This window comes from Chryseobacterium hagamense, from assembly GCF_007991455.1.
In the GTDB taxonomy this organism is placed as follows: Bacteria; Bacteroidota; Bacteroidia; order Flavobacteriales; family Weeksellaceae; genus Chryseobacterium; species Chryseobacterium hagamense.
The window spans coordinates 1-23,481 of record NZ_BJYJ01000042.1 but is presented as its reverse complement, the minus strand read 5'-3'; the positions used below and the strand labels follow the sequence as shown (position 1 = coordinate 23,481).

The 23,481-nt window shown below is 38.5% G+C and carries 18 protein-coding genes; 9 read left to right on the top strand and 9 right to left on the bottom strand.

The features are described 5' to 3' along the window. Together CHA01nite_RS19105 and CHA01nite_RS19100 are read right to left on the bottom strand one after the other, a co-directional pair. A partial coding sequence (locus CHA01nite_RS19105) for an alpha-L-fucosidase (RefSeq protein ID WP_146944370.1) occupies positions 1–2,134 on the bottom strand: 2,134 nt, incomplete at its 3' end. Continuing rightward, positions 2,131–3,972, bottom strand: a complete 1,842-nt coding sequence (locus CHA01nite_RS19100) for a glycoside hydrolase family 35 protein (protein WP_146944368.1) — start codon at positions 3,970–3,972, stop codon at positions 2,131–2,133. The genes CHA01nite_RS19100 and CHA01nite_RS19105, both read right to left, overlap by 4 nt. A gap of 466 nt (positions 3,973–4,438) precedes the next feature. On the opposite strand from CHA01nite_RS19100, the gene CHA01nite_RS19095 reads away from it, so the two are divergent. The 6 genes from CHA01nite_RS19095 (at position 4,439) to CHA01nite_RS19070 (ending at position 14,620) form a co-directional block, all read left to right on the top strand. Next, positions 4,439–4,828, top strand: coding sequence for a hypothetical protein (locus tag CHA01nite_RS19095; RefSeq protein ID WP_146944366.1), 390 nt, complete (start codon positions 4,439–4,441; stop codon positions 4,826–4,828). 182 nt (positions 4,829–5,010) lie between these two features. Continuing rightward, positions 5,011–5,340: a nucleotide pyrophosphohydrolase gene (locus CHA01nite_RS19090; protein ID WP_146944364.1), complete on the top strand. Its 330-nt coding sequence runs from the start codon at positions 5,011–5,013 to the stop codon at positions 5,338–5,340. 15 nt (positions 5,341–5,355) lie between these two features. Continuing rightward, positions 5,356–7,524 carry a DUF2075 domain-containing protein gene (locus tag CHA01nite_RS19085; protein ID WP_146944362.1) on the top strand — a complete coding sequence of 723 codons (2,169 nt, stop codon included), beginning with the start codon at positions 5,356–5,358 and terminating at the stop codon, positions 7,522–7,524. Between the two features lie 20 nt (positions 7,525–7,544). After that, positions 7,545–10,904 (top strand): reverse transcriptase domain-containing protein, encoded by a 3,360-nt coding sequence (locus CHA01nite_RS19080; RefSeq protein ID WP_146944360.1) that lies wholly within the window; start codon positions 7,545–7,547, stop codon positions 10,902–10,904. A gap of 3 nt (positions 10,905–10,907) precedes the next feature. After that, positions 10,908–13,169 carry an McrB family protein gene (locus tag CHA01nite_RS20890; RefSeq protein WP_228458467.1) on the top strand — a complete coding sequence of 754 codons (2,262 nt, stop codon included), beginning with the start codon at positions 10,908–10,910 and terminating at the stop codon, positions 13,167–13,169. After that, positions 13,169–14,620, top strand: a complete 1,452-nt coding sequence (locus tag CHA01nite_RS19070; protein ID WP_146944358.1) for a 5-methylcytosine restriction system specificity protein McrC — start codon at positions 13,169–13,171, stop codon at positions 14,618–14,620. Before CHA01nite_RS20890 ends, CHA01nite_RS19070 begins: the two co-directional genes overlap by 1 nt. 44 nt (positions 14,621–14,664) lie before the next feature. Here the strand turns inward: CHA01nite_RS19070 and CHA01nite_RS19065 are convergent, their stop codons facing one another. Continuing rightward, on the bottom strand, positions 14,665–15,081 hold the full coding sequence (locus CHA01nite_RS19065; RefSeq protein ID WP_146944356.1) for a helix-turn-helix transcriptional regulator: 417 nt from the start codon (positions 15,079–15,081) through the stop codon (positions 14,665–14,667). A gap of 175 nt (positions 15,082–15,256) precedes the next feature. Here CHA01nite_RS19065 and CHA01nite_RS19060 point away from each other — a divergent pair, with 175 nt between their 5' ends. Beyond that, a complete protein-coding gene (locus tag CHA01nite_RS19060; RefSeq protein ID WP_146944354.1) occupies positions 15,257–15,781 on the top strand; it encodes a hypothetical protein in 525 nt (174 codons plus the stop codon). A 1,257-nt stretch (positions 15,782–17,038) separates the two neighbouring features. Here the strand turns inward: CHA01nite_RS19060 and CHA01nite_RS19055 are convergent. The 6 genes from CHA01nite_RS19055 to CHA01nite_RS19035 all read right to left on the bottom strand — a co-directional run bounded on the left by CHA01nite_RS19055 (position 17,039) and on the right by CHA01nite_RS19035 (position 20,693). Next, the gene (locus CHA01nite_RS19055; RefSeq protein WP_146944352.1) at positions 17,039–17,863 is read right to left on the bottom strand and encodes a DUF6625 family protein; all 825 of its coding nucleotides are present in this window, start codon (positions 17,861–17,863) and stop codon (positions 17,039–17,041) included. 51 nt (positions 17,864–17,914) lie between these two features. Further along, on the bottom strand, positions 17,915–18,091 hold the full coding sequence (locus CHA01nite_RS20615) for a hypothetical protein (protein ID WP_170234779.1): 177 nt from the start codon (positions 18,089–18,091) through the stop codon (positions 17,915–17,917). A 72-nt stretch (positions 18,092–18,163) separates the two neighbouring features. Next, positions 18,164–18,817, bottom strand: a complete 654-nt coding sequence (locus CHA01nite_RS19050; protein WP_146944350.1) for a glycosyltransferase family protein — start codon at positions 18,815–18,817, stop codon at positions 18,164–18,166. After that, positions 18,810–19,364, bottom strand: a complete 555-nt coding sequence (locus tag CHA01nite_RS19045) for a hypothetical protein (RefSeq protein ID WP_146944348.1) — start codon at positions 19,362–19,364, stop codon at positions 18,810–18,812. The genes CHA01nite_RS19050 and CHA01nite_RS19045 overlap by 8 nt, the downstream gene beginning before the upstream one ends. Positions 19,365–19,367: 3 nt before the next feature. Further along, a complete protein-coding gene (locus CHA01nite_RS19040; RefSeq protein ID WP_146944346.1) occupies positions 19,368–20,183 on the bottom strand; it encodes a GLPGLI family protein in 816 nt (271 codons plus the stop codon). Positions 20,184–20,339: 156 nt separating this feature from the next. Then, complete coding sequence (locus tag CHA01nite_RS19035) at positions 20,340–20,693, bottom strand: hypothetical protein (RefSeq protein WP_146944344.1); 354 nt, start codon at positions 20,691–20,693, stop codon at positions 20,340–20,342. Positions 20,694–21,431: 738 nt separating this feature from the next. On the opposite strand from CHA01nite_RS19035, the gene CHA01nite_RS19030 reads away from it, so the two are divergent. Next, entirely contained in the window at positions 21,432–21,689 is a 258-nt protein-coding gene (locus tag CHA01nite_RS19030; RefSeq protein WP_146944342.1) for a DUF1294 domain-containing protein, read from the top strand. 904 nt (positions 21,690–22,593) lie between these two features. Then, complete coding sequence (locus CHA01nite_RS19025) at positions 22,594–23,142, top strand: type 1 glutamine amidotransferase domain-containing protein (RefSeq protein WP_146944340.1); 549 nt, start codon at positions 22,594–22,596, stop codon at positions 23,140–23,142. Positions 23,143–23,481 lie beyond the last annotated feature (339 nt).

The window sequence follows — 23,481 nt, the reverse complement described above, 5'->3', positions numbered from 1 at the left end:
GGAGGGTGTGGCTTCGGCTCCGCTCAGCCACCGGGATCACCCCGATTTCCGCGACCGTAAACGTATTTCCCGAGATCAGTCTTTCAGCAGTAAAACGGAGATACCGTGCCGTAACAGGTTGCCTGAAAATAACCTGCTGTTCAAACGGGTTGGCTTGGATGTTGGAGAATTCGCCTTCTGCCGCGCGCTGCCACCGGGAGCCGTCGGTGCTGGTTTCGATGCGGTAATGGCTCACTGTACCTTCCGATTTTCCGTCCTGTCGGGGCAGATACACAAAACCTTTCAGGGAAAGCTGTTTTTTCAGATCCACAATAATTTCTGCAGGAGATGAACTGGTACTGAGCGTACTTTGCCAGAACGTTTCCGGTCGGTCATCGATGGCGTAAGCTGAAGGATGGGCCGTACCGGTATCTCCGGAACTGATGATTTCCCATTCTGATTTTACCGGACCGTACCGGAGAACGGCGGTTTCGCTTTGCTGACCGTCGTTGACGGAAATCGCCTTTATTATTCCGTCATCAGGCTGTGTGAGAGGGTGATCGTATTTTAATGATTTCAGAGTAGGGGTACTCCCGTCGAGGGTATAATAAATGGTTGAAGCAGCGTCTGAGGACAGGGTGATCTTTCCTTCAGGACTTCTCCGGATCAAAGGTTTAGCCATCATTACCGGTTCGTTATACAGGCCGAAGTCACTCAAAGCCACAGCTACCGGTGATCGGGTGATCGTCAGGCGTATCTGATCCGTGGTGATTTTTTCAGGGAGACGGATCAGACGGTTCGGACCGATGCTGGTGGCCGAGGCGATTTTCTTCCAGGCTCCGTTGAGAAAAGCTTCCACCTCAAAAGCTTCGATCCGCTGGCCCAGTTTTATATTTTCCCGTAAACGGATGACATTAAAGGTCTTTTCAGCAGGAAGGGTAACGGTAAGCTGAGGGGTAGTGACCTCATCATCGGTGGCCCAAAAGGTATACCGGTCCTGATCGAGCAGATGTTGCGGCCCGTATTGGGCAAGATTGTTTCCGCGGACATTGCTGGCCTGTAAAACGGCGCCTTCCGCAAGATTGACGGCAAAAGTCCGTTTCACCAGCCTGCCGAATTGCTGAAGCGAACTGACATCTTCAGGATTCAGCTGTCCCTTGGGATTGGGAGAAAGACCCAGGTCCAGATTGGCACCCCGGCCCACGCTTTTGTAATAAAGATCCAGCAGTTCGGCCGGTGTCTTTACCCTGCTGTTTTCGCGGTCATGGTAGAACCAGCCCGGCCGTAGGGAAACATCGCATTCCGCGGGCATCCAATACTTGCCGTTCCGGGTACCTTCAATGCCCAGTTCATATTTCGTAAAACCGTTGGACGGTATTTTCCCTTCTTCAGGAGCCTGAGGTTCATAGGTTGCCCAGCAGGTTTCCCCGGCATGGCCTTCCTCATTGCCTACCCAGCGGACATCCGGCCCGACGTCCCCGAAAATCATGGCTTCCGGCTGCATGCGCCGGGTAATGGCCCAGGTAGCCGGCCAGTCGTAATACGTTGCCCTGTCGATTTTCCGGGTTTCGCGGGCATTTCCGTAGTAACCGTCTCCGCCGTTGGCCCCGTCGTGCCATGAAGTAAACAGGTTCCCGTAACGGCTGTACAGCTCCTGAAGCTGTTTCCGGTACATTTCAATATAGGCGGAAGTGCCATAAAGCGGACTGTTGCGGTCCCACGGCGAGCAGTAGATGCCCATTTTCATGCCCAGCTTTTCACAGGCTTTCTGATATTCTTTGACGATATCGCCTTTCCCATTTTTCCACGGACTTTTTTTGATGCTGTAATCTGTGGTTTCGGTGGGCCACAGGCAGAGGCCGTCATGGTGCTTCGCGACAACGATGATCCCTTTGAATCCGCCGGCTTTTGCTGCCGAAACAATCTGCCGGGCATCAAAATTCGTCGGATTGATCAGCGCAGGGTCTTCATCCCCGTAACCCCATTCCTTATCGGTATAAGTCGCGCTGCCGTAATGGACGATGCAGTACATTTCCATCTCATGCCACTTCAGCTGTGCTTCGGTCGGAAAAGCTCCGTAGGGCTGCAGAGGTTTTTGTGCATGCCCGGATATCATGGCTAAAATAATTCCGCCGGTCAGGATCCGTTTCTTCATTTCTCAGCCTTTATGTTTTGGTCTAAAATCGAATGCTCCAGGGAAGGAAGTGCCGTATTTCCGCCTTGAAGCTCATCGAAAACAATCACTTCATTCCTTCCTTTTTTCAGCCAGCATGCCGGAACGTAAATGGTTTGTTGCGGACCGATATTCCAGTATTTCCCCAGGTTATGGCCGTTCAGGAAGACAAAGCCTTTTCCGAAGGTCCGCAGATCCAGATAGGTATCTCCCAATTGATGAAGAGTGAAACTTCCTTTGTACAGGGCCGGATGGCCGGTTTTCCGATCTTTATTTTTATCGAAAGAAAATGTTCCGGTGGTGTTAAAAGGGAAACGGTACATCTTCCAGCCGGAAACAGCCCGGCCGTCAAGGGAAACCGATTCGGTAATGCCGTGCCGGTTGTCGTTCAGGAACGGACCGTAATTGATCCGCCCGTTGTTTTCCACCCAAATGTCGAGAACGGCATTCGGGGAAATTCCGGTCAGGTTCATCGAGTCCTGCTTCAGCCTGCGGTCGAGGCTTCCCAGGTATTTTCCGTCGACGTACACCTGCGCGTAGTCCCTGAGTTCTTTCAGCTTCAGCAGGCCTCCTTTTTTTATCCTGGTGCGGTACAAAACAAACCCGTAAGCCTGGTCCAGATCCTCAAAAAATAAGGGCTGTTCAGCCGTTTCCGGCTTCGGGAGCTGACTGAAAACATCTGCATACTGATCCAGGGCGATATCCGGAATCTTTATCGCAGGCTTTGCCTGAGGAACCGGCGGTAAAGTTTCCCCTGCCGGAAGATGGCCGGCAATCACTTTCCGGAACGCATAAAATTTCTCCGTCGGGTTTCCGGCTTCATCCAGCGGCGCATCGTAGTCGTAGCTGGAAACCTGAGGCGAATACGGATTGTCTTTGTTCATATTCGCACCGTTCATGAACCCGCGTGTGGTTCCGCCGTGGAACATATACATATTCACGGAGATGCCGGCAGCCAGCAGTTTGTCCAGCGTTTTGGCCGACTGTTCAGCAGATACGTCCGCATGCTTCTTGCCCCAGTCGTCGAACCATCCCGGGTACCACTCCGCCACATAATACGGTCCTTTGCCGTTGTGGTACTTGTTGATCAGGGCTTTTACCTGTGCGGGATCTTCCAGTCCGTTCACGGCCGGAAGGTAGCCCGGCAGATACCCCTTCGGCATCTGGTCGGCACCGTCGCAGGTGAACAGGATACCGTCGAAACCGGCTTCCCTGAAGATTTTCCGGTTCAGATCAAGGTACGTTTTATCGTTGCTGTAGGATCCGTATTCGTTTTCGATCTGGATCATCAGGATATTCCCGCCGTGGGTAATCTGAAGCGGGATCAGCTGTTTTGCCAGCGCTTTGATGTAGCGGGTGTAGGCGGAAATAAATTTCGGATCGCTGCTTCTCACCTGCATGTCCCGGTCTTTCAGCAGCCACCACGGATACCCGCCGAATTCCCATTCCGCACAGACGTAAGGACTCGGCCGCAAAACCACCCAAAGGCCTTCCTCTTGAGCAATTTTCACAAATTCCGCAATATCGTTGTTCCCGCTGAAATCATACACGCCCGGTGTTTCTTCATGCGCATTCCAGAACACATAGGTTCCGATGGTATTCAGGCCCATCGCTTTCGCCATCTTCATCCGTTCCCGCCACAACTCCCTTGGAATGCGGGGATAATGCATCTCGCCGGAAATCATCTGCAGCGGTTTCCCGTCCAGTAAAAAATCGACATCGCCCAATGCAAAACTATGCCGCACCGGCTGCTGGGCCGAACAAAAAAATCCTGCCCCACAAAGGAAAAAAACACTCAGAATAGCGTAAAGTCTGCTCATCTCGGATCGCTCATTTTAGAAACGCTTAAATTAATCCAAAACCGGCAATACCACAAACTGAAGTGGTGATTTGTGGGGATTCTAAAATGGTGTGGATTCGGCTCCGCTCAGCCATCGGTGCTTGATTAGATTTTTGTCATTGGTAGGATAGTCCGATGACTGAGGTTTTCGAAGGCGAAGGAATGTGGCTTCGGGTGCCTCTGCCACCTTGTAGAGTTGTAATTTTGGTTATGAATGAAAAGTTCGATGCTTGAGGTTCTCGAAGGCGGAGGAATTTGGCTTCGGATGCCTCAGCCACCGGTGTTTGATTAGATTTTTGTCATTGTTGGGAAAGCCCGATGCCTGAGGTTCTCGAAGGCGGAGGAATTAGGCCTCCGCCATCTTTCAATAGGAGCTGAATAATTGTTTTACGGTTTCCCGTAAGAGTGAAATGGTTTTTTTATCTATATTTGACAAAACTTTAACTGTGAAAAAACTGTTTTTCCTGACCGCCCTCTGTGGCACCCTTTCTTTCCTGCACGCGCAGACCACTCCCAAATTTGTTTACGCCGAAATCGTCGGTGAATCGAGATTTCTCAGCAATAAGGTGACCGTGTCTATTGATTACGGGCAGGCCACTTCGTTTTTTGAGAATACAAAAGTGAAAAATGAGGATGGAAGCAACCGCAAGTTTAATTCCATGGTGGATGCGATGAATTATATGGGGGCGCTGGGCTGGGAATTCCAGCAAGCCTATGTGGTGACCACCAGCCAGCAGAATGTTTACCACTGGCTGATGCGTAAAAACTTTACTGATCTTCCCGGTGATATCCAGGAAGAAATGAAAAAGAATTTCCCGACTAAAAAAGATTTATAATGCGTTTATAATCTATTGACTTCTAAAGCTTGGTAATGATTTATTTTCTATATACAGTAAAATATAACTGTACTTTAAATCATTGATCGTTTATGAAGATTCACGTAATTGTGAGACAGGTATTTTTAATATCTTTGGATTATTGCTACTCTTGAATGATCATAGGTAGTTAAACTAAAATTATGAGTGATATAAATAAATTAATAAAGGAAATCGTAAAATTCCGAGATGAAAGGGATTGGGAACAGTTTCACAATTCAAAAGATTTGGCACTTGCTTTATCTATCGAATCATCTGAACTCCTGGAATTATTTTTATGGAAAAGCAACGAAGATTTTAAGTTGGATAAGCTGAAAGAAGAATTAGCTGATGTATTGATGTATGCTTTTCTTTTGGCAGATAAACATGATTTAAATATCCATGATATTATTTTAGATAAGATAAAAAAGAATGAAGAGAAATATCCTGTTGACAAATCGAAAGGAAACTCCACTAAGTATAATGAATTATAGAATCAGCTTTTAATAATGAGTTTTTCAATACAGCAGTATCCTTTTGACAGTACTTTAGAATCTGCAATTATAGAAAATCACAGGGATTTTCTAAATTGGCCGTTGGTCTACTTTTTAGAAGAAGAAAAAAGTAAAGAAGCTTATGTTGGTGAAACGACTGATGTTCTGACCAGATTAAAGGCACATTCAAAATCGGAAAAGAAACAAAATCTAAGTTGTGTCAATTTAATCCTGAGTGAAGTATTTAATAAATCAGCCACCCTTGATGTTGAATCTAATCTTATCAGATACATAGCTGCTGATGGTAAATATTCACTTCAAAATGGGAATCTGGGTATTTCCAATCATCAGTATTACCAGCAAAAAGAGGTGTATTGGGAGTTATTCAAAGATATCTGGGATAAGCTGAAAAGCATGGGAATTGCCAGGTGTTCTCTTGATGAGATTGATAACTCAGATCTTTTTAAATATTCTCCTTACAAATCGCTTTCTAAAGAACAGATCAATGGACTGAAAACAATCCTGATTTGTCTTTTGGATGACCAAGCCAAAGTCAGTTTAATTCAGGGTGGCGCTGGTACCGGTAAGTCGATACTTGCAATTTTTCTTTTCAAGCTTTTAAAAACAGATTTGAAGGATTTTAACTATTCAGATTTTGATGAGCAGGATGAAGAGCTGTTTAAGCTTTTAGAAAGTGTAAAAGCGAAATATGGAGATTTGAATATGGCATTGGTGATACCGATGGCTTCGTTCAGAAAAACCATCTCTAATGTTTTTAAGAATATTAAGGGCTTATCTCATAAAATGGTCATCGGACCTTCAGAAATTACCAGACAGAAATATGATTTACTCATCGTTGATGAGGGACATCGCCTGAGAAGAAGGGTTAATCTGGGTTCTTATTTTGGGACTTTTGATAAGAACAGTGAGCTTTTAGGCTTGGATAAAATGACTACTTCTGAATTAGACTGGGTTCAATTGCAAAGTGAAAAATCAATTATTTTCTACGACCAGTTTCAATCTATAAAACCATCTGATGCTACTCCGGAGAGTTTTTATGCTTTAAAACATTTGCCTAGTACCCGTAATGAAAAACTAATTACTCAATTCAGGGTTAAGGGTGGTAATCAATATGTGAAGTTGGTTCATCAGCTGTTTGATAAAGCAGAGCTGGGAGACCAAAATCGACGAAATTTAGGATTCTATGATCTGAAATTATTTGATGATTTAAATGAAATGGTTAAACAGATTCATTTGAAAGAAAAGCAAAAGAGATTATCCAGAATGGTTGCAGGATTTGCCTGGGAATGGATATCAAAAAATGACAGATCGAAATTTGATATTGTGATTGATGGTACTGCATTACAATGGAATAGTACCGTTACTGATTGGGTGAATTCACCAAATGCGATTAATGAGGTAGGATGCATACACACTACGCAGGGTTACGACTTAAATTATACAGGAGTTATTATAGGTCCCGAGTTAGATTATGATTTTGAGACCAATCAATTGGTTGTATACAAAGAACACTACAAGGATAAAAACGGTAAAAACTCAATTAGCAATCCCGAGGATTTATTGGATTATGTACTTAATATTTACAAAACCATACTTCTTCGAGGAATTGAGGGCACATACATCTACGTCTGCAATCCCAATTTAAGGAAATACTTTGCACAGGTCGTTCCAGCATTTAAGAATTCTGAAGATGAAGTTAAAACCTATACTATAGTTGATACGCCTAATGAATTTACCGTTCCGTATTACGATCTTGAAATTGCAGCAGGACAGTTTTCTGATTTGCAGTCAGTAGAAGATGTTAAATACATTGAATTAAAAAACATTACCGGTCACGCTGAATATTTTGTCTGCAGGGTAGTAGGCGAATCAATGAATAAAGTAATTCCGAATGGAAGCTTATGCTTGTTCAAAAAATATCATGGAGGCACCCGGAACGGATTAATCACCTTGATTGAAGGAAATGATGTCTTCGATAGTGAAACGGGAGCTAATTACACTATAAAAGAATATTCCAGTAAAAAAGTAACGGATGAAGAAGGATGGCATCATAAAGAAATTACTTTAAAGCCATTGTCTATACAACCCTTTGAGCCTATTGTTTTGAGGGACGAAGAGACGATGAATTTTAGAGTAATGGGAATATTTAGAAAAAAATTGTGAACTAAAAATAAAATTAAGCAATGAAAAATGATAGTTTTTATTTCACTCCAAGTGAAATATTTCTTGCATATAAAAAAGTTAAACATTTTTTTTATTATGATAATGCTAACTTATTAGAAAAAGAAAAATTAGCCAATTTTGAACAATCTGTTTTTTATGAAAATATTCAAACAGATTGTAAATCAGATTTTAGTGTGGTACAAAATGCATTGTATATTCGTATATTAGATTTTGTTGATCAGTATTTTAATTCTAAATCAGGAAGCTTAGAATTAAGTAAAAGGATAAGGCTTATAAAACTACCAAAAAAAATAAAAGACTCTAAATTAGATGTAATTACTAATAGATCAAATTCGGAAGAAAAATATGTAATTGAGAGAACAAGTAAATTTGCTGATTTTCCAATTGAAGTTCATATTTTATCTGTTCTTTGGATTATGTATAGTGGTCGGTATCTTCAGCCTGATATTCATGATGCAAGTTATGCTAATATACTAGATTTTGAGTTTTTGAACCACAAATCGGAACCTTCTGAAAATCTAAAATTGTTTAAACCATATTTTGTACAATATCAACTGTGGAGAGACTCTGCTATAAATAAAGCCGAATCATTATTAGCAGAAAAACGAGATGTAACGATTTTGAGTTTGGATTTAAAAGATTTTTTTCATTGTATATCGCTAAACTTACAAGATGTTTTTGAAAAAATTGATTTAAATGTTAATAAAATATCAAGTGATAAAAATATTTTAGATAAGATTAAAAATATTAATTCTATTTTTTTTAAAATCCATCATGCATATAAATTAATTTTAGAAGACTATAAAAATACTAAATACGAAGTATTCTCTTTACCTGTTGGTTTAATATCTTCAGGTCTACTTTCTAATTATTATTTAAGTGAATTAGATAATAGAATAGTTAATAATCTTAATCCTGCATTTTATGGAAGATATGTAGATGACTTAATGTTTGTTTTTTCAGATTTGAATAGCAATATAAATAGTAATTTAAATTCATCGATAATTTCATTTCTTAATAAAAATTTTGTTGAAAAGGGAATTCTTAATTTCAACATTGAAAATACTCAAATTAGGAATATTTATTTTCGCAATAACAAATATGTTGATTATAAGAATAATATAAATTTAGCTGAATTAGATGAATGTATCTCTAAATTTAACATTTCAGATGGTCAATTAAACTCTTTTCTTGTAGATAATATTAAATTCAATGTAAATAACCTTGATATAAATACTTATGAAGGGTACAATCAAGTTTTTAATTATGAAAGTTTACAGGTTCAAAGCAGTAAAATTGTTTTACATTATTTAGCTCATAAAGAGTCTAAAGCAATTATAAATATATTCAAAAGAAAACTTGATAATCAAAGAAGTGAATTTCGTTTTTTACCCGATGAAGATGAAATAAGTGAAAAATTTGACGAGGAGGCTTTTGAATTGAAGTACAATGATTCAATTAATAAATTTAGAAGTATAAGTGATTTTTCAGAAAATAAATATGGTGCTTCTAAATTTTTAGCAAAAATGATATTTGCAAAGAGTTATGGAAATCAAGAATTTGATGAAGATTCCGATAACCAAATTTTAACGTTTTTTAGGGGAGAGCTTGCCGTAAAATTTTATTCTCTTTGGGAAAAAGTTGCAACGTACTTTATAGTAAGTAATCGTTTAGATTATTTGGTTCAATTTAAACGAAACGTTGAAAATTCTATTATAAAAACTGAGTTTAGTGATAATATAGAAAGTAATAAATCTCAAAAGGATGTATTTATAGAATATTTCCGTGTATCACTTTCGATTCCACTAGCGTTGAATCCTTCTATTGTAAGAAATATTAAAAATAACGGAGAGGACGAATATGATTTTTTTAGATCGTGTGAAGAAGTAGCCTTTAAATTACGAGCTAGCAATTTATTTAGACATTCACTAATGTCAATTCCTGCTTGTAATTTAACAAATATTTTATATACGAAGCTAAGTTTACTTGAAAAGGATTTTAATTATTATAATTTTGAAAATCTGGGAAAAAAAAGTAAACAAAATATTGATAAAGATGAATTATTTCAGCTTTGTAAAAAATTATGCTATTTAGCACCAAATTACGTACAGTTTCACGAGGTAAATATTTTGAGAATAATAGCGGTGGTTTCTAATTTTGATGATGAAAAAAAGGATGTAGAAATTCCCGAGTTTAATTATATTTATCCATCTAATAATTTACAAGCAATTCAAGAAGATAAAAGCCTAAATAAAGATGTCGAACATATTATTAATAGAATTCCAGATGACAGTTTTAATCTGTATTACTTTATAAATTATTCTTGGAAAGCAGGTTTTTCAATAAAAAAACGGGAAAAACTAAAAAATAAATATTTTCAAATTTGTGTGTTGAATTCAACAGAAAATATTCAAGCATTAAATATTGATATCAAAGGAGAGAATCTCAAAGATGAAAAACTTAATGGAACTGATAAAAGTGTAGCAATTGCTAATATAAAGGTTCACTCGAGTGACATGTTTGCTAGTATTCATAATAACGCCAATGTTAAAAAAGATAGAAGAAAATTGATTTTCAATTTAATAAATGATGCTGATAGAAGTAATGCTGATTTACTAGTTTTTCCAGAAGTATCAATACCATATTCTTGGATTAGATTACTTGCAGAGAGAAGTCATAAAAGATATATGGGAATAGTGGCAGGGTTAGAGCATTGGGTAAATAAAAAGAAGATTGTATTTAATTTTTTAGTTACAATTTTACCATTCAAAATAAATCATTACAATACTTCACTTGTTAAATTGAGACTAAAAAATCATTATTCTCATTCTGAAACACATCTAATTAAAGGTTATAGGCTTAAAATACCTAATCAAGATAAAAAAAAATGTTTTAAGATGACGTATGATCTTTTCCATTGGAGAAAGACCTATTTTTCAGTATATAATTGTTTTGAGTTAGCAGATATTTATCATAGATCTATATTTAAATCTAAAGTAGATTTCATAATAGCTTCTGAATATAACAGGGATACGACTTATTTTTCAGATATCGCAGGAGCATGGGTTCGTGATATTCATTCTTACTATATCCAAGTTAATTCTTCAGATTTTGGTGACTCTAGAATTATTCAGCCAGCAAAATCTTATGAAAAAGATTTAGTTCAAATAAAAGGAGGGATAAACTCTGTTGTCCTTATTGATAAACTAAAAATATCAGATCTTAGAGCATTCCAGTTCAAAGAATATCATCTACAAAAAGATGAAATTGACAAGGGTAAAACATCATTTAAACCAACACCTCCTGATTTCGATCGAGAAAATGTTAAACTAAGAATAAAAGATAAAAATTTTAAATAATTGATGGAACTTAAATTGAAAAACAGAATCATAACAATTCTAAATTCTGAAACAATTCAGTCGATTCTACATTTAGAAGAATTTTATTTTCAAAAAGCAAAAGATTCATTAGATTATTTCTTACAGTTAGAAGTGAAGGACGAGACAAAAATTTTTCTTCTTGAAAATAGAAAGAATTATAATGAGCTGAAACAACTTTTTGAACATGATGCAGAACTTACAGTTTTTGGTAGAGCAATTCTGACAGTAATATCATACTGTGATTCACGAGCAGATCGAAAAAATGAGTTTAATCAATATGATGACTTTAGAACTTTAGCAATGGCATCAGTGAGGATGAATTTTTGGGTAAAACAATTAATAACATATAAGTTTGAAAGAACATTTACAAATGGTTCCATTAAAAATGCTATTGAATATTTGTTGGTACCTGAGGGAAATTTTACGATGTTGAGTGAAAATCATCGAAGTCAATTATCTGAGAACCTTTTTATGAAAAGATATGATAAAGACACATTTCAAAATGATTTTATTAATTTTTTCCGTGGATTTTCTATAGTAGTAAAAAATCCCAAAAATTATACTCATTTACTTACAAGGATCACTTATAATATTAGTGATTTCTGGAAAGAGAGTATTATAGGTCTTATTAGTCCAGATGGTACTGGATGGCAAGAAAATGTGATTGACAATCCAGAAGCTATTAATTATACTACAGTTTGGAATCATCGTAAGCCTAATATACCTGGCAAAACACTTAAACTACTAAAATCTTGTATTGAAGATAATGGTTTTTTTAGAATTTTTTATTCGTACGATTATACAGTTCATTATGTAGCTGAAGTTATTGATTTTGTCATAGATCAGTCAGAACTCGACAAAGCGGATTGGCACAACTATTATAAAAACATTAGTTGGGATGGCGATAACTTTAGCAATTATAATGATGGATCTAAAAACGCAAGTATAGTTTATTTAGTTAATAGGTTTTATAGAGTTGAGCCAATTAATGAATCAAACTTTACATACTACGCAAATAAAAGGTATCCCAGTGTGGGTAGTCAAGCCCCTGTAATTTCATATAAAACCAATTTAGAGATACAAAAACAAAATATAATGAAAAATCAAATTGATCTACTGCGTTACAAAAAACAAATCATCTTACAAGGACCTCCAGGAACTGGCAAGACAAGGTTAGCTAAAAAAATCGCAAAACAACTTATTGATTCTAATACTTTTAATACCAAAACAATTTCTGTTAAGACATTGACTAAAAGTTATATTCAGTCTAATCTAAAAGTGGGTCAAAAAATTCAAGGAAAAAATGACACTGAATTTGAAATAGTAGATTTGGGAAAAAATGTAGTTTTATTAAAAAGTGAAATGAGTAAACCTTGGAAACCATCATACAATAAAATCATAGATTCATTTAACAATAAATTATGGAAAATTAAGGGTAGAACAGGCGGATTTAAATCTTATGAGGATGCTCTCGCTAAATATTTTTATGAAAATCATATCAATTCAATAAGTGAAGAAAAACAAAGTCTCGGGGATGTAAAAGATTTTCAAAAGATAATTCAGTTTCATCCGAGTTACACTTACGAAGATTTTGTAAGAGGTATTGTTGCTAAACCTAATGAAGAAGGGGAAGGAATTATTTATGAGGAAGAGAACAAAACATTAGCTAAGTTCGCCGAGGACGCCTCAAATGATTCTTACAATAATTATGTTTTAGTAATAGATGAAATTAACCGCTCAAACCTTTCATCTGTTTTAGGCGAATTGATATATGCTTTAGAATATCGTGGTGAAGAAGTAGAAAGTATATATTCAGTTGATAGTTCTCAAAAACTTATTTTACCGCCAAACTTATACATTATAGGTACAATGAATACGGCAGACCGAAGTGTAGGGCATATTGACTATGCGATAAGAAGAAGATTTGCGTTTGTAGATGTGTTACCTGAAAAACTACAGGATGATAGTGAAATCTATTTTAATGCAAATGATTTCAATAAAGTATCTCTGCTATTCAATGAAATTAATATAAGTAAGGAATTTGAAATTGAAGCGGTTCAAATAGGTCATAGTTATTTTATAGTAAAAAAGGAGGATGCAAAAGATGAAACAAGAAGAGATGAGCTATTTAAAATCAAAATGGATTATGAAGTTAAGCCAATTTTGTTAGAATATGTTAGAGATGGAATTTTAATTGGTGAGTATGAACAACAACCTATCAAGAATTATATAAAATCTCTGTAATGGGTATTTTTCTAAAAGAACATACTTTTGCTAATCTGACAATTACAAAAGATGTTATAGCTTTTACTGAGAATAAAAAAAAATTTCTGTTGCATACAGCAGATGGAAATTTAGAATTAAAAAAACGTAAATTTAAAACTGAGCGTGGAAAAGATTACCATTGTTTTTCCTGCAATGTTGCTGAAAATATAGTTAGTTTAAAATCAAATTACTTTGTTGGTTTAGATTGGTTTACCACAGATAGATATATTTATGTTGAACCTAAACTGAATTTTACAGTTTCAGATATTTTTGATGAAGTAATTGAATATACAAAAGAAAATCTTTCTGACGAAGAAATTGAAAATTTTAATTCTCAGGCAAAATTAGAACTTCAAAATGCAAAGAAGAATTCTTATAGAGAAATTAATATCATTGTAATGTTGATGGAAATTCTGTCGCACAGCGAAGTCGCAAAACAAACAGATTCGCTATTATTGATAGATTGGAAATGTCCGGAAATTGAAATTGAACAAAAACAAGATTTGCTGACACCATTTTTGGTGGTTAAGTTTCTAAAACTTCTTCAGGATATTGCAAGAAAGGGACTTAAAAAATCATATTATAAAATTCAGGAAAATCTTAAGAACAGAGTAAAGGGTAAAATTCTAGTTGGGCAACAAATTAAACAGAATGTCTTTAAGAACCGTTTTACCAACACCGTATGCGAATATCAGGTTTTTGGAGAAGACTCTCTCGAAAACCGCTTTTTGAAAAAAGTGTTTTTATTCTGTATACAATATGTTGAAAATAATAAGTATTATTTCAAAAAGGAAAATGTTATTTCGGGGCTTGTAGATTTCATTCGTCCGGCTTTTGAGAATGTGGGTTCAGAGGTTGATTTGCAGGAAATAAAACATTTGAAATATAATCCGTTTTTTAAAGAATATCAAGAAGCTATTAAAATATGTCAAAAGATTTTAAAACGATTTTCTTACAATATCACTAGAACGACTACAGAGAAAATTTTTACACCACCGTTTTGGATAGATATGCCAAAAATGTTTGAGCTGTATGTTTACGCAAAGTTTTTGGAAGATAATCCAAGTTTATCATCTTCTCATTTTAATTATCAGTTTTCTACACATGGTAATGCTCTTGATTTTTTAATTAGTACGGACAATGACAAAATTGTAGTTGATGCCAAGTATAAACTCAAGTATAATTACAATCAGATTCACGAAGACATAAGACAAGTTGCAGGATATGCAAGATTGAATAAAGTTAGAAAAGAAGTGGGCTATAGCGGTAATGAAGAAATACCATGCTTGATCATTTATCCAAAGCCGGCGGGCAGTAAAGCTAATAGCAAATTAGAAATCGATAAGTTACTTATTGATGATAATAGAATAAGTGCTTATCATCAGGTTTATAAAATAGGAATTGACCTACCCCTAATCGATCCTGTATAGTATTACCCGTAAAAATAAATCCTGAGACCACGCTCAGGATTTATCTATTTATCTTGTATTAACTTCTCCATCAATCGAATCTGCTCATCCTTAGCCTTCAGCAACTCCGCATTCAGCCGCTTAATCTCTTCCAAAGCTTCAATCCATTTTTCAATGGGATTTACAGTAGGGTAGTAGCTGAATAAAGAATTTCCGGAAGCATGATCGTTGTTATTAACGGTATTAGAAATAATATTAATCGCCTGCTCCTCATCAAAATTCTGAAACGCCTCCACGGGAATGTTCAGGACTTCGGAGATTTTTTGCAGCAGGGCTTCTTCTACCACGGTTTTCTGTTCGAGGAGGGAGATTTTCTTCTGGTTCCAGTCTTCGCCGAGGTCGAAGGCGAGGGCTTCCTGCTTGATGCCCAGCATTTCCCTGAATCGTTTGATGTTGCGTCCCTGATGTATTTTCTGTTCCATGTGTGTTGTTTTTTATTTTTTGAGGTGCGGTAAAGATACGGCGGTTCCGTGATAACCGGAAGGGTAAAACTAACAATTATCCGGTAAAAATCCTAATGGTGTAACTACAATATCCGTTTCGGGAATAGGATACCTGACCGCAGCTATCGTACTTCGTCCCGAAAAACATACAGATATGAAAAAGAAAAAACCGGATTTCGATGCCGCGTTCTGGGCAGGACATACCGGAAGCAACCCGCTTCAATTATTCGATGCATTTTTCAGTACCTATCCGCTCAGCGAGGCGAAAGAACACCTGTCTTCGATGATGCGGTATGCCGTGAAACGGAAGGTGCTTTCGGAAAAGGATCCTTCGGTGGTCTTTCACTTTTATCTTTCGCTGCGGTCCTTCATCCGGGCGGCTGATCACCTCAGCCAAACCTCCGGGAAATACAGGCTCAACCCTTCCAAAGAACATCGGTCCCAACTGAAACAGGGAAGTTTGTCGGAGGCGGAATATGCAGACCCGTTCCTGGTTTTCCGAAGGGCGTTTGCTGACCACCGTCTGGCAGCATTCGATCACTTCATCACCGGGATTGCTTATTTTTCCCTGGGCCCGTTCGGGGATTATCCGGAAGGGAATACCATTACCCCTTTTCTCCACCTTCAGAAAATGCTGGATGCCGCGCAGCTCATTCTGGAACGGAGAGAGGCTGGGTGATGGGAGATGGATGACGGAAGTTCCTTTCGGTCGGTCGTATTGCGGGCGGTCTTTACGATCAACGCATGATCTGCATTTGCATTAATGCAATCCAGGTCGTGATGGGAGCATCAACTTTCCCCTACCATTTTCTAAAGCTATTTCACTTGGACCATACCGGGTGACGGATACCGGCGGATGAAAACTCGTGTATTGATACATAGGACTATCAGAGTTTACCCGTTCCCGATACAAAATTCTTCCGGAATTTCATTGAACTAATGGCTTTGATTAATCCCTCTCAGGGATTTGCTGGCCTGAACTGACCATTAAACTTTTAGCGTTAAACAAATTAAAAAGCAAAAGCCACCAAAAAAAAGTTTTTTGTCTGAAGTGCGACATTCATTCTGAATTGAAAGAATCCTGTTGACCTCGCGCAGGTTTAAACTTTTCAGCGCCGGCTTAATTTGTAGCGTGAAAAAGTTTTGGGGTCTTGATCTTTTGGTTCGTTTTGGATCCAGCCAAAATGAACAAAGTGATTCGACGACTATAAGGAGTCAAATGAACGTTTTTTAATTATACCCACTTCTAGATACGGTTCTCTTCAAAACTCAAAGTGAAGTCTACGGTTCATCAATCGACGGAATTGAATTATTTAGGCTTTCGATCTGACCATTAAACTTTCAGCGTTAAGCAAATTGAAAAGCAAAGGCCAATTAAAAAAAGTTTAGTGTCCGAAGCGCGGGACTTAAAGTCACTAAGCAGACCAATGATCAATCCGCGCAAGTTTTAAACTTTTCAGCACCGGCTCAATTTGTAGCGTGAAAAAGTTTTGGGGTATTGAATTTTTGATTCTTTTGTTTCAAGACAAAAGAACAGAATGGTTAAATTAAAGTGAAACCGGCTGTATCAGACTCTTTCTAATGAGTTGAAAGTAGAAATTTTAATAAATTTTTCTCTGATCAAACGCAGGAATTATTGTAACATTAAGGACTCTTAAATGTATTTTAACTAAAGGTACTTCCGGCATCCGGCTTCCCTCTTCCAGCCTTTAATCCGGTTCCTGCTTTGAGTTAACGTCAAATCAGTTTAAAATCCCCACATTCCTGATCCTCACACAAAACTCACTCCCCAGGAACCTCGGGTCCCCGTGCTTCTCCGACCAGAATCCGTCCAGCACATCATTGCTGAGGCATCGGTCACGGCAACACCTTTGTAAGTCTGATCTTCCCCCTTCATACCGGAAGTTGATCACCAGGATAAAACAAGGGGTAAAGTCTAATGATAAATCCTGGAAGCACTGATGTTGTAGCGGTTGGGAATCTTCGTTATCTTTCTCGTAGGTTGAAAAACCTTTTTCATCCAGAACAGATGATACATGATCACCTCATATTTGTTCTTATAAACTATGGTACCGTTATCGAACTTCAGACGCCCTGTAATACCTTCCATTAAAATAAAATCAAAATGTGTCCTTACCAGGCCGTTATGCTCTGCCTTTTTCATTACATGCGTAAAGCTTTCAATTGGGGTCGAGATGTCGAATATCGATTCACCTCGGGTAAGGGCATCCCAGACGAAATTGCATTCGTCAAAACAATAATGATCAGCTGACGAAAATACCTTTTTATAATCCTTACTTTCTTTAAACAGATTCATGAGAAGGGGATTATTTCTGTAAAGACCGAAGCAGCCCGTCGTATAGTCATGCCTGACACTTATATAATCGTAGCTTTCTAAAAATTCGGAAGTAAAAAAAGACCGTATATCCCCGTAAATGATATCAAGGTCACAATGGCCCCAGAAATCATATCCTTTGATAAGCTCCTGAAACATATAACCATAAGCGGGCTTGAAGTCACAAAATTTATAAGGGTAATCTATATTGATCCGGAAGCCCAGTTTTTCCGAAGCAGCAGAAATAATTTCATCCACTGTTCGTGAGACCATTTTAATATTGGCCGGTAAATTGGGGATTTTTTCCTGATTATCGGTAATAATGATAAAGTCGATATCCGGATTGAAGCTGCAGGAATGCACAAAATAAGGAAGATACCATGGAAACGGGCCATACCAGCAGGTAATTAAAACTATTTTTTCCATTAAGAACAATATGAAATAAACAGAGGAGCGTAGCTCCTCTGTTGTTTTACATTAGCAAGGTACAGGCCATGCACCGGCCACACAAGCCGGGCTTGCCGGAGTAACACACTGGCTGCAACCGTGGGTATTACAGCACATGTAGCCACTGTTTCCGTTACTTCCGCTTCCTGCCATAATGACTTTAAGCTCTTTTCTTGACAATTCACCTAATGCCAATTTCAAATTCATTTTTTTCATGTTGAGAGTATATTTGGTTAACGCAGCCAAATTAAAAATAATTTATCACACTACAATGAGAAATCATGTAAATTTTTTAAACTGCTTCTGATAAGTGAGCAAAACAGCTTCTGCCGAATCAAAATAGTTTGTGATACTGCCCTGGATATTGTTTTCAGCCGTAACATCAGAATATCCGAAATCTTTCTGACGGGAAAAAAAGGGGAAGAGAACCATCTTATTGGTCGTGAGTGTGGATAAGAAATTATCTAAGGTATCATCGCTGCCGAAATCAGCTGTCAGAACAACAGAGAAAAATTTTTTATAAATAACCATGAATTGGGTGCACCAAAAATGATTTACCCAGAACCTGTTTTCCGTTATGGGAACGATATACTTAAATCCGCCGCCGATTCCGCCTGAAAGTATATCTGCCCCCTGCTGATAGGCTTCGACAATATTCTGAAAGAAAGAATCTTTGTCATAATATTCGGTGAAATAATGATCGTCTTCCACGAACAGAATTACATCTTCATCTTCTTTATCCGCTGTTTCGATGACTTTCCTGAAACTCTTCCATAGCCCGATATTGCCGGAATCATGGGTGCAGGCTTGAAGTATCTTAACGTCAAACTCTTCTTTATCCGAAAATTCCGATGCAATATGTGAACGTCTGTCTGTCCGCTCTTTTAAATTAATGATGTATGTAGCGATGCAAAGCTCATTATGGTCATTCATGCAGGTAAAATTTTTTAATTTCTTTTAGCTGTCGCAGGGATGGTGAAATGTTTTCACTGCCGGACTGCCGGGCAATCAGCGGATACGTAAGAAATATATTTTCAGTTAAGTATTGGATCGGTTTATTTGTAAGGTCATTATTAAGAATGACCTCAAAAAACTTCCGGAAAACAATAACAAATAACGGATTTTTAAAGGAACTGATCCAGAAAAGGGATTCATCAATTTCCAGTAGATGTTCAAGAACTTCGGTACTGCCCGCCATAAGATCTCCTTTAAAATCCTGTGCCCGGACAATACACCGATCAAGATGTTCCTGTGAAAAGTCCGGATTGAATCTGAACTTATCGCTGCAAAAAATAAGAAAATCATTTTGGCTGTATTGACGGATCACGTCAGAAACAGGTCCCTGGAAAAAGTCTGACAAATCAGGCACTGCCGAGAATACCCATTCGAGTTCGAAAAACGCCTTCTTATCCTGAAATTCACGGATCAGGTCAGCGCGGGCTGCATCGTCACCCTTCGTAAGGACAAAAACTTTTTTCACTTCTTATTTTAATAGGTCCAGTTCCAAAATATTATTGTCGGCTTTCAGCTTATCTTTCATCATTTTTCCGATCTCCCGTACTTTCTGCTGACCACTTACCATATTCCCTTCCGCATCCCTGTAATCGGGGATTTTCCCGACAAGATCGGCCGCCGGATCTTCCCGGTAATTTTTAAATATCTTGGCATATTGGTTCCGGCTGACCTCAAATTTCTGGGCAAAATTTTTGATGAATGGATATTCCGTGGATTTCTGAAGATTCCGGATGGCAATGAGCTCAAAATCATGGCTGCCGGTCAGGTCTTTTACTTTTAAGATTAAGCCCGGCAACCCTCTGAACAGATAGGGGCCGTCCTGTATAGGGATATCCGGGGCAAACCATGCTTCCCATAGTCTTCCCGCATATTCAGCAGTGGCCTTTTGTACTTTATGGTTTAAAACCGTAGTATATTGCGGATGCAGTTTCCAGGGGACAGGCCTCTTATACTTTATAATATACAGATTACTGGACAGAGAAGTGATAGATTCTGTGCCTTTACTGTTTTTTATGATCCGGTAATTCACAAACTCCTCTATCGGAGGAGGACTTGCCAAGCCTTTTTTCATATCTTCAGCCATTAGAGAATCTGATCTGAATTTTTTATAACTGTAAAACTCCGATGCGTTCTGGCGGATATCTAAAAACATTACCTCCGAAGTTCTGTTTTCAAGTTGTGTAGAATCGGGAATAAACCGGTATTCATATACAAATCTGTTATCCTGGGTATAGAATTTTGTGATCCCGAATAGAAAGAGAATAATTAAGCTTATTTTCCGCATAATATAATAATTTCAATTGTTGGTGAATAATATCTTGCAAGATAAATAAATAGTAAAAACAAAATGAAATTTATGTTTAAAAATATCAGAAATTATTTTTATCGGTTATACCAATCGAATGGCCATATTATCAGGGATTCGATGCTGAAAGTACGATCAATTCAAAATCCCCACATTCCTGATCCGCACACAAAACTCACTCCCCAGAAACCTCGGATCCCCGTGCTTCTCCGACCAGAAGCCGTCCAGCACATCAGTGTTGAGGCAGCGGTAAACGGCAACGCCTTTGTACGTCTGATCTTCTCCTTCATAGCGGAAATTAATCACCAGGATGCCGTCTTTATAGAACCCGGTGCCGTGCTGTTCGTGGTCGCCGATGAGCCATTGGGCGAGGATGCGGTGGTTCTCATCCACTGAAAGGGTAAGGAAGCCGTGGTAGGTTACAGCATCGGTTGCTTCCTGGTTGCTGCCCTGGACAGTGTAGCTGCCCACCAGATCGTGTATGGTCATTGATATTCAGTTTTAGATAAAACAAAAATAAAAAATTCCGCTGTTAATTTCCAATCGGTTTGAAAATGGTGAAACGGGTTCAAAAAGCAGGATCTCTCGCAGATCTGGCAGATGGCGCAGATTTTTTAGAGGAATATTTATTTTTGCTATTTCGAAAGGGTGGAGATACGCAAAGCCGCAAAAACTAATGGAAATAGCTGTGGTACGAGGCGCAAAGAATTTGATGCTGTCAAATTTTCTTGCCCAAATTCTGTTATAACACTGTGAGCTTTTATAAGTGGAGCGGCTCTGTGAAACTTGAAAACGGCTTGCATTCTTAAAAAACTCTGTGCTCTTTGCGTTCAGATCAAACCGGTTAATGTTGGAGATTCGCAAAGCCGCAAAGACTAATGGAAATAGCTGTGGTACGAGGCGCAAAGAATTTGACGCTGTCAAATTTTAATGCTGCCGAAATTAATATTTCGTAGTGTCTATTCTTCAAGAATCAATCAGCGTTTTACAATTTTATCAAAGATAAAATACTTGCGTCTTTTTTGCATAAAGTATCCAAAAACCTCTTGCGCCGTTGCGGTTTTCCAACACTCAACGGTTATCAGAAACTTGGTGTGCTCCTGTAAGTGAAACGGCTTAGTGACACTTGAAAACGGTTAGTATAAAAAGATCTCCGTGTTCTTTGTGTTCAGGTAAGTTCACCACTCACCGCCAGACCTCCCGGAATATTCCTACCTTTGTCCCCTCATGAAGTATTTTTTCATCATCTCCACCCTGATCACCTTCCTCGCTTTCGGCCTCGACAAACGCAGGGCCGTAAAGCATCAGCGAAGAATCCCGGAATCTTTGCTCCTTTTCCTCACTTTCATGGGCGGAACCGCCGGCGCCTTACTTGGCATGATCTCCTACCGGCATAAAACCTCCAAAACCTCCTTTCTCATCAAAACAGGACTGGTCATCCTCTTGCAAGGGCTGATCGTTTATGCGCTGCTCTATCATTTCTGAAACGTAGACATCCACTTCAAGTAGGCCGGGCCTGTCGGCAGTTTTTTATTCGCACACAGATTTTGCAGATAACGCAGATTCTTAATTTGCTTACTCCTGAAAGATCAATTACCCACAACGATCATTAGCTGAATGAAATGCCTTAGCGACCGAAAAATATTTTCAACGCTTTTAAAGAAAAATCCTTGCGACCGTGGCGTCTGAAACATGGCTATGTTAGTCAAAACTCTAAACAGTTGTATTCTTTGCTCCATAAAGATTCTACAGATATGACATCTTTTATTATTACCTATAACCACAGCTGTCATCTGCTAAATGAAATGCCTTAGAGCCTGTTTAAAATTTTAATTCATCAAACTTTCCGTCATTTCTCTTAATTTTCTGAATTAAATAAACTTTGTTTATTCTTCACTTTAATACGATGATTTCAATTGACTTAATTGAATATTGCCGGGCAACCGACATATTGATTTTTTAAGCTAAAATGCCTTAAATTCTTAATGTTAAAATATAAAAGGTAAATTTAAACAGGCTCTTAGCGAACGAAAAATATTTTCGACCCTTTTAAAGAAAACCCTTGCGACCGTGGCGTCTGAAACATGGCTATGTTAGCCAAGACTCTAAACAGTTGTATTCTTTGCTCCATAAAGATTCTACAGATATGACAACTTTTATTATTACCTATAACCACAGCTGTCATCTGCTGAGCGAAGTGCCTTAGCGACCGGAAAATATTTTCAACGCTTTTAAAGAAAAACCCTTGCGACCGTGGCGTTTGGAAACTTATCCATTCAATAAACCCTGACAGGCAATCTATCTTTTAACAAACATTTAGCATTTGTATTTTTCCCACGGCACCATTTTTTCTTCTACCTGAACTGTAAACACCAAAAAATTTAATAGTATGTCTAAAAAAATCGCCATTTTGGCAACCCACGGATTTGAAGAAAGCGAACTGAAATCACCGAAAGAACATTTGGAACAGCAGGGATGGACGGCACACATCGTGAGTCCTGAATCTGGTTCGATCAAAGCATGGGCGGAAAAAGACTGGGGACAGGAATATCCCGTAGATAAAACCTTGGACGAAGCATCGGCTTCCGATTACGATGCCTTGGTATTGCCGGGCGGGGTAATCAATCCGGATCAGTTGAGAACCAATGAATCGGCCCTGTCTTTCGTAAGGGATTTCTTCGAGCAGCACAAGCCGGTAGCAGCCATCTGCCACGGCCCACAAATCCTCATCAACGCGGGAGTAGTGGAAGGCAGGAATATGACTTCCGTAAAATCCATCAGCCAGGACCTGAAGAATGCAGGCGTACAGTGGGAAGACAGCGAAGTGGTCACCGATCACGGACTGGTAACCAGCAGAACCCCGGAAGATTTACCGGCCTTCAATAAAAAGATGGTAGAGGAGATCAACGAAGGGAAACACGAAGAGCAAACCGTATAAACCGTATACGAAACCGATAAAAAGGTCCGGATCAAGCGATCCGGGCCTTTTTTATGGCCTTTCATCAAGGTTTCAAACAACCCTTTCATCAAAGAAAATCTGCCCCTTACGATTGGTGGCGGCCCTTTTAAACAACCGGAGCTTTTTCAGGAGCTTGATCCTGCTATCCGCTATTACTCCTCGCACCTACACGCTCCCATGCACGCCACCGCCAAACCCCGCACACTCCAACCTTCCAGCCCCGCTGTGGGGTAGCCGCTTCTATCAGGGCTAGGGAAGCAGGCCATATTTTCACCGGAAGTCTGATGGTGAATTGTCAATCCGCTTCGATGGCCAATG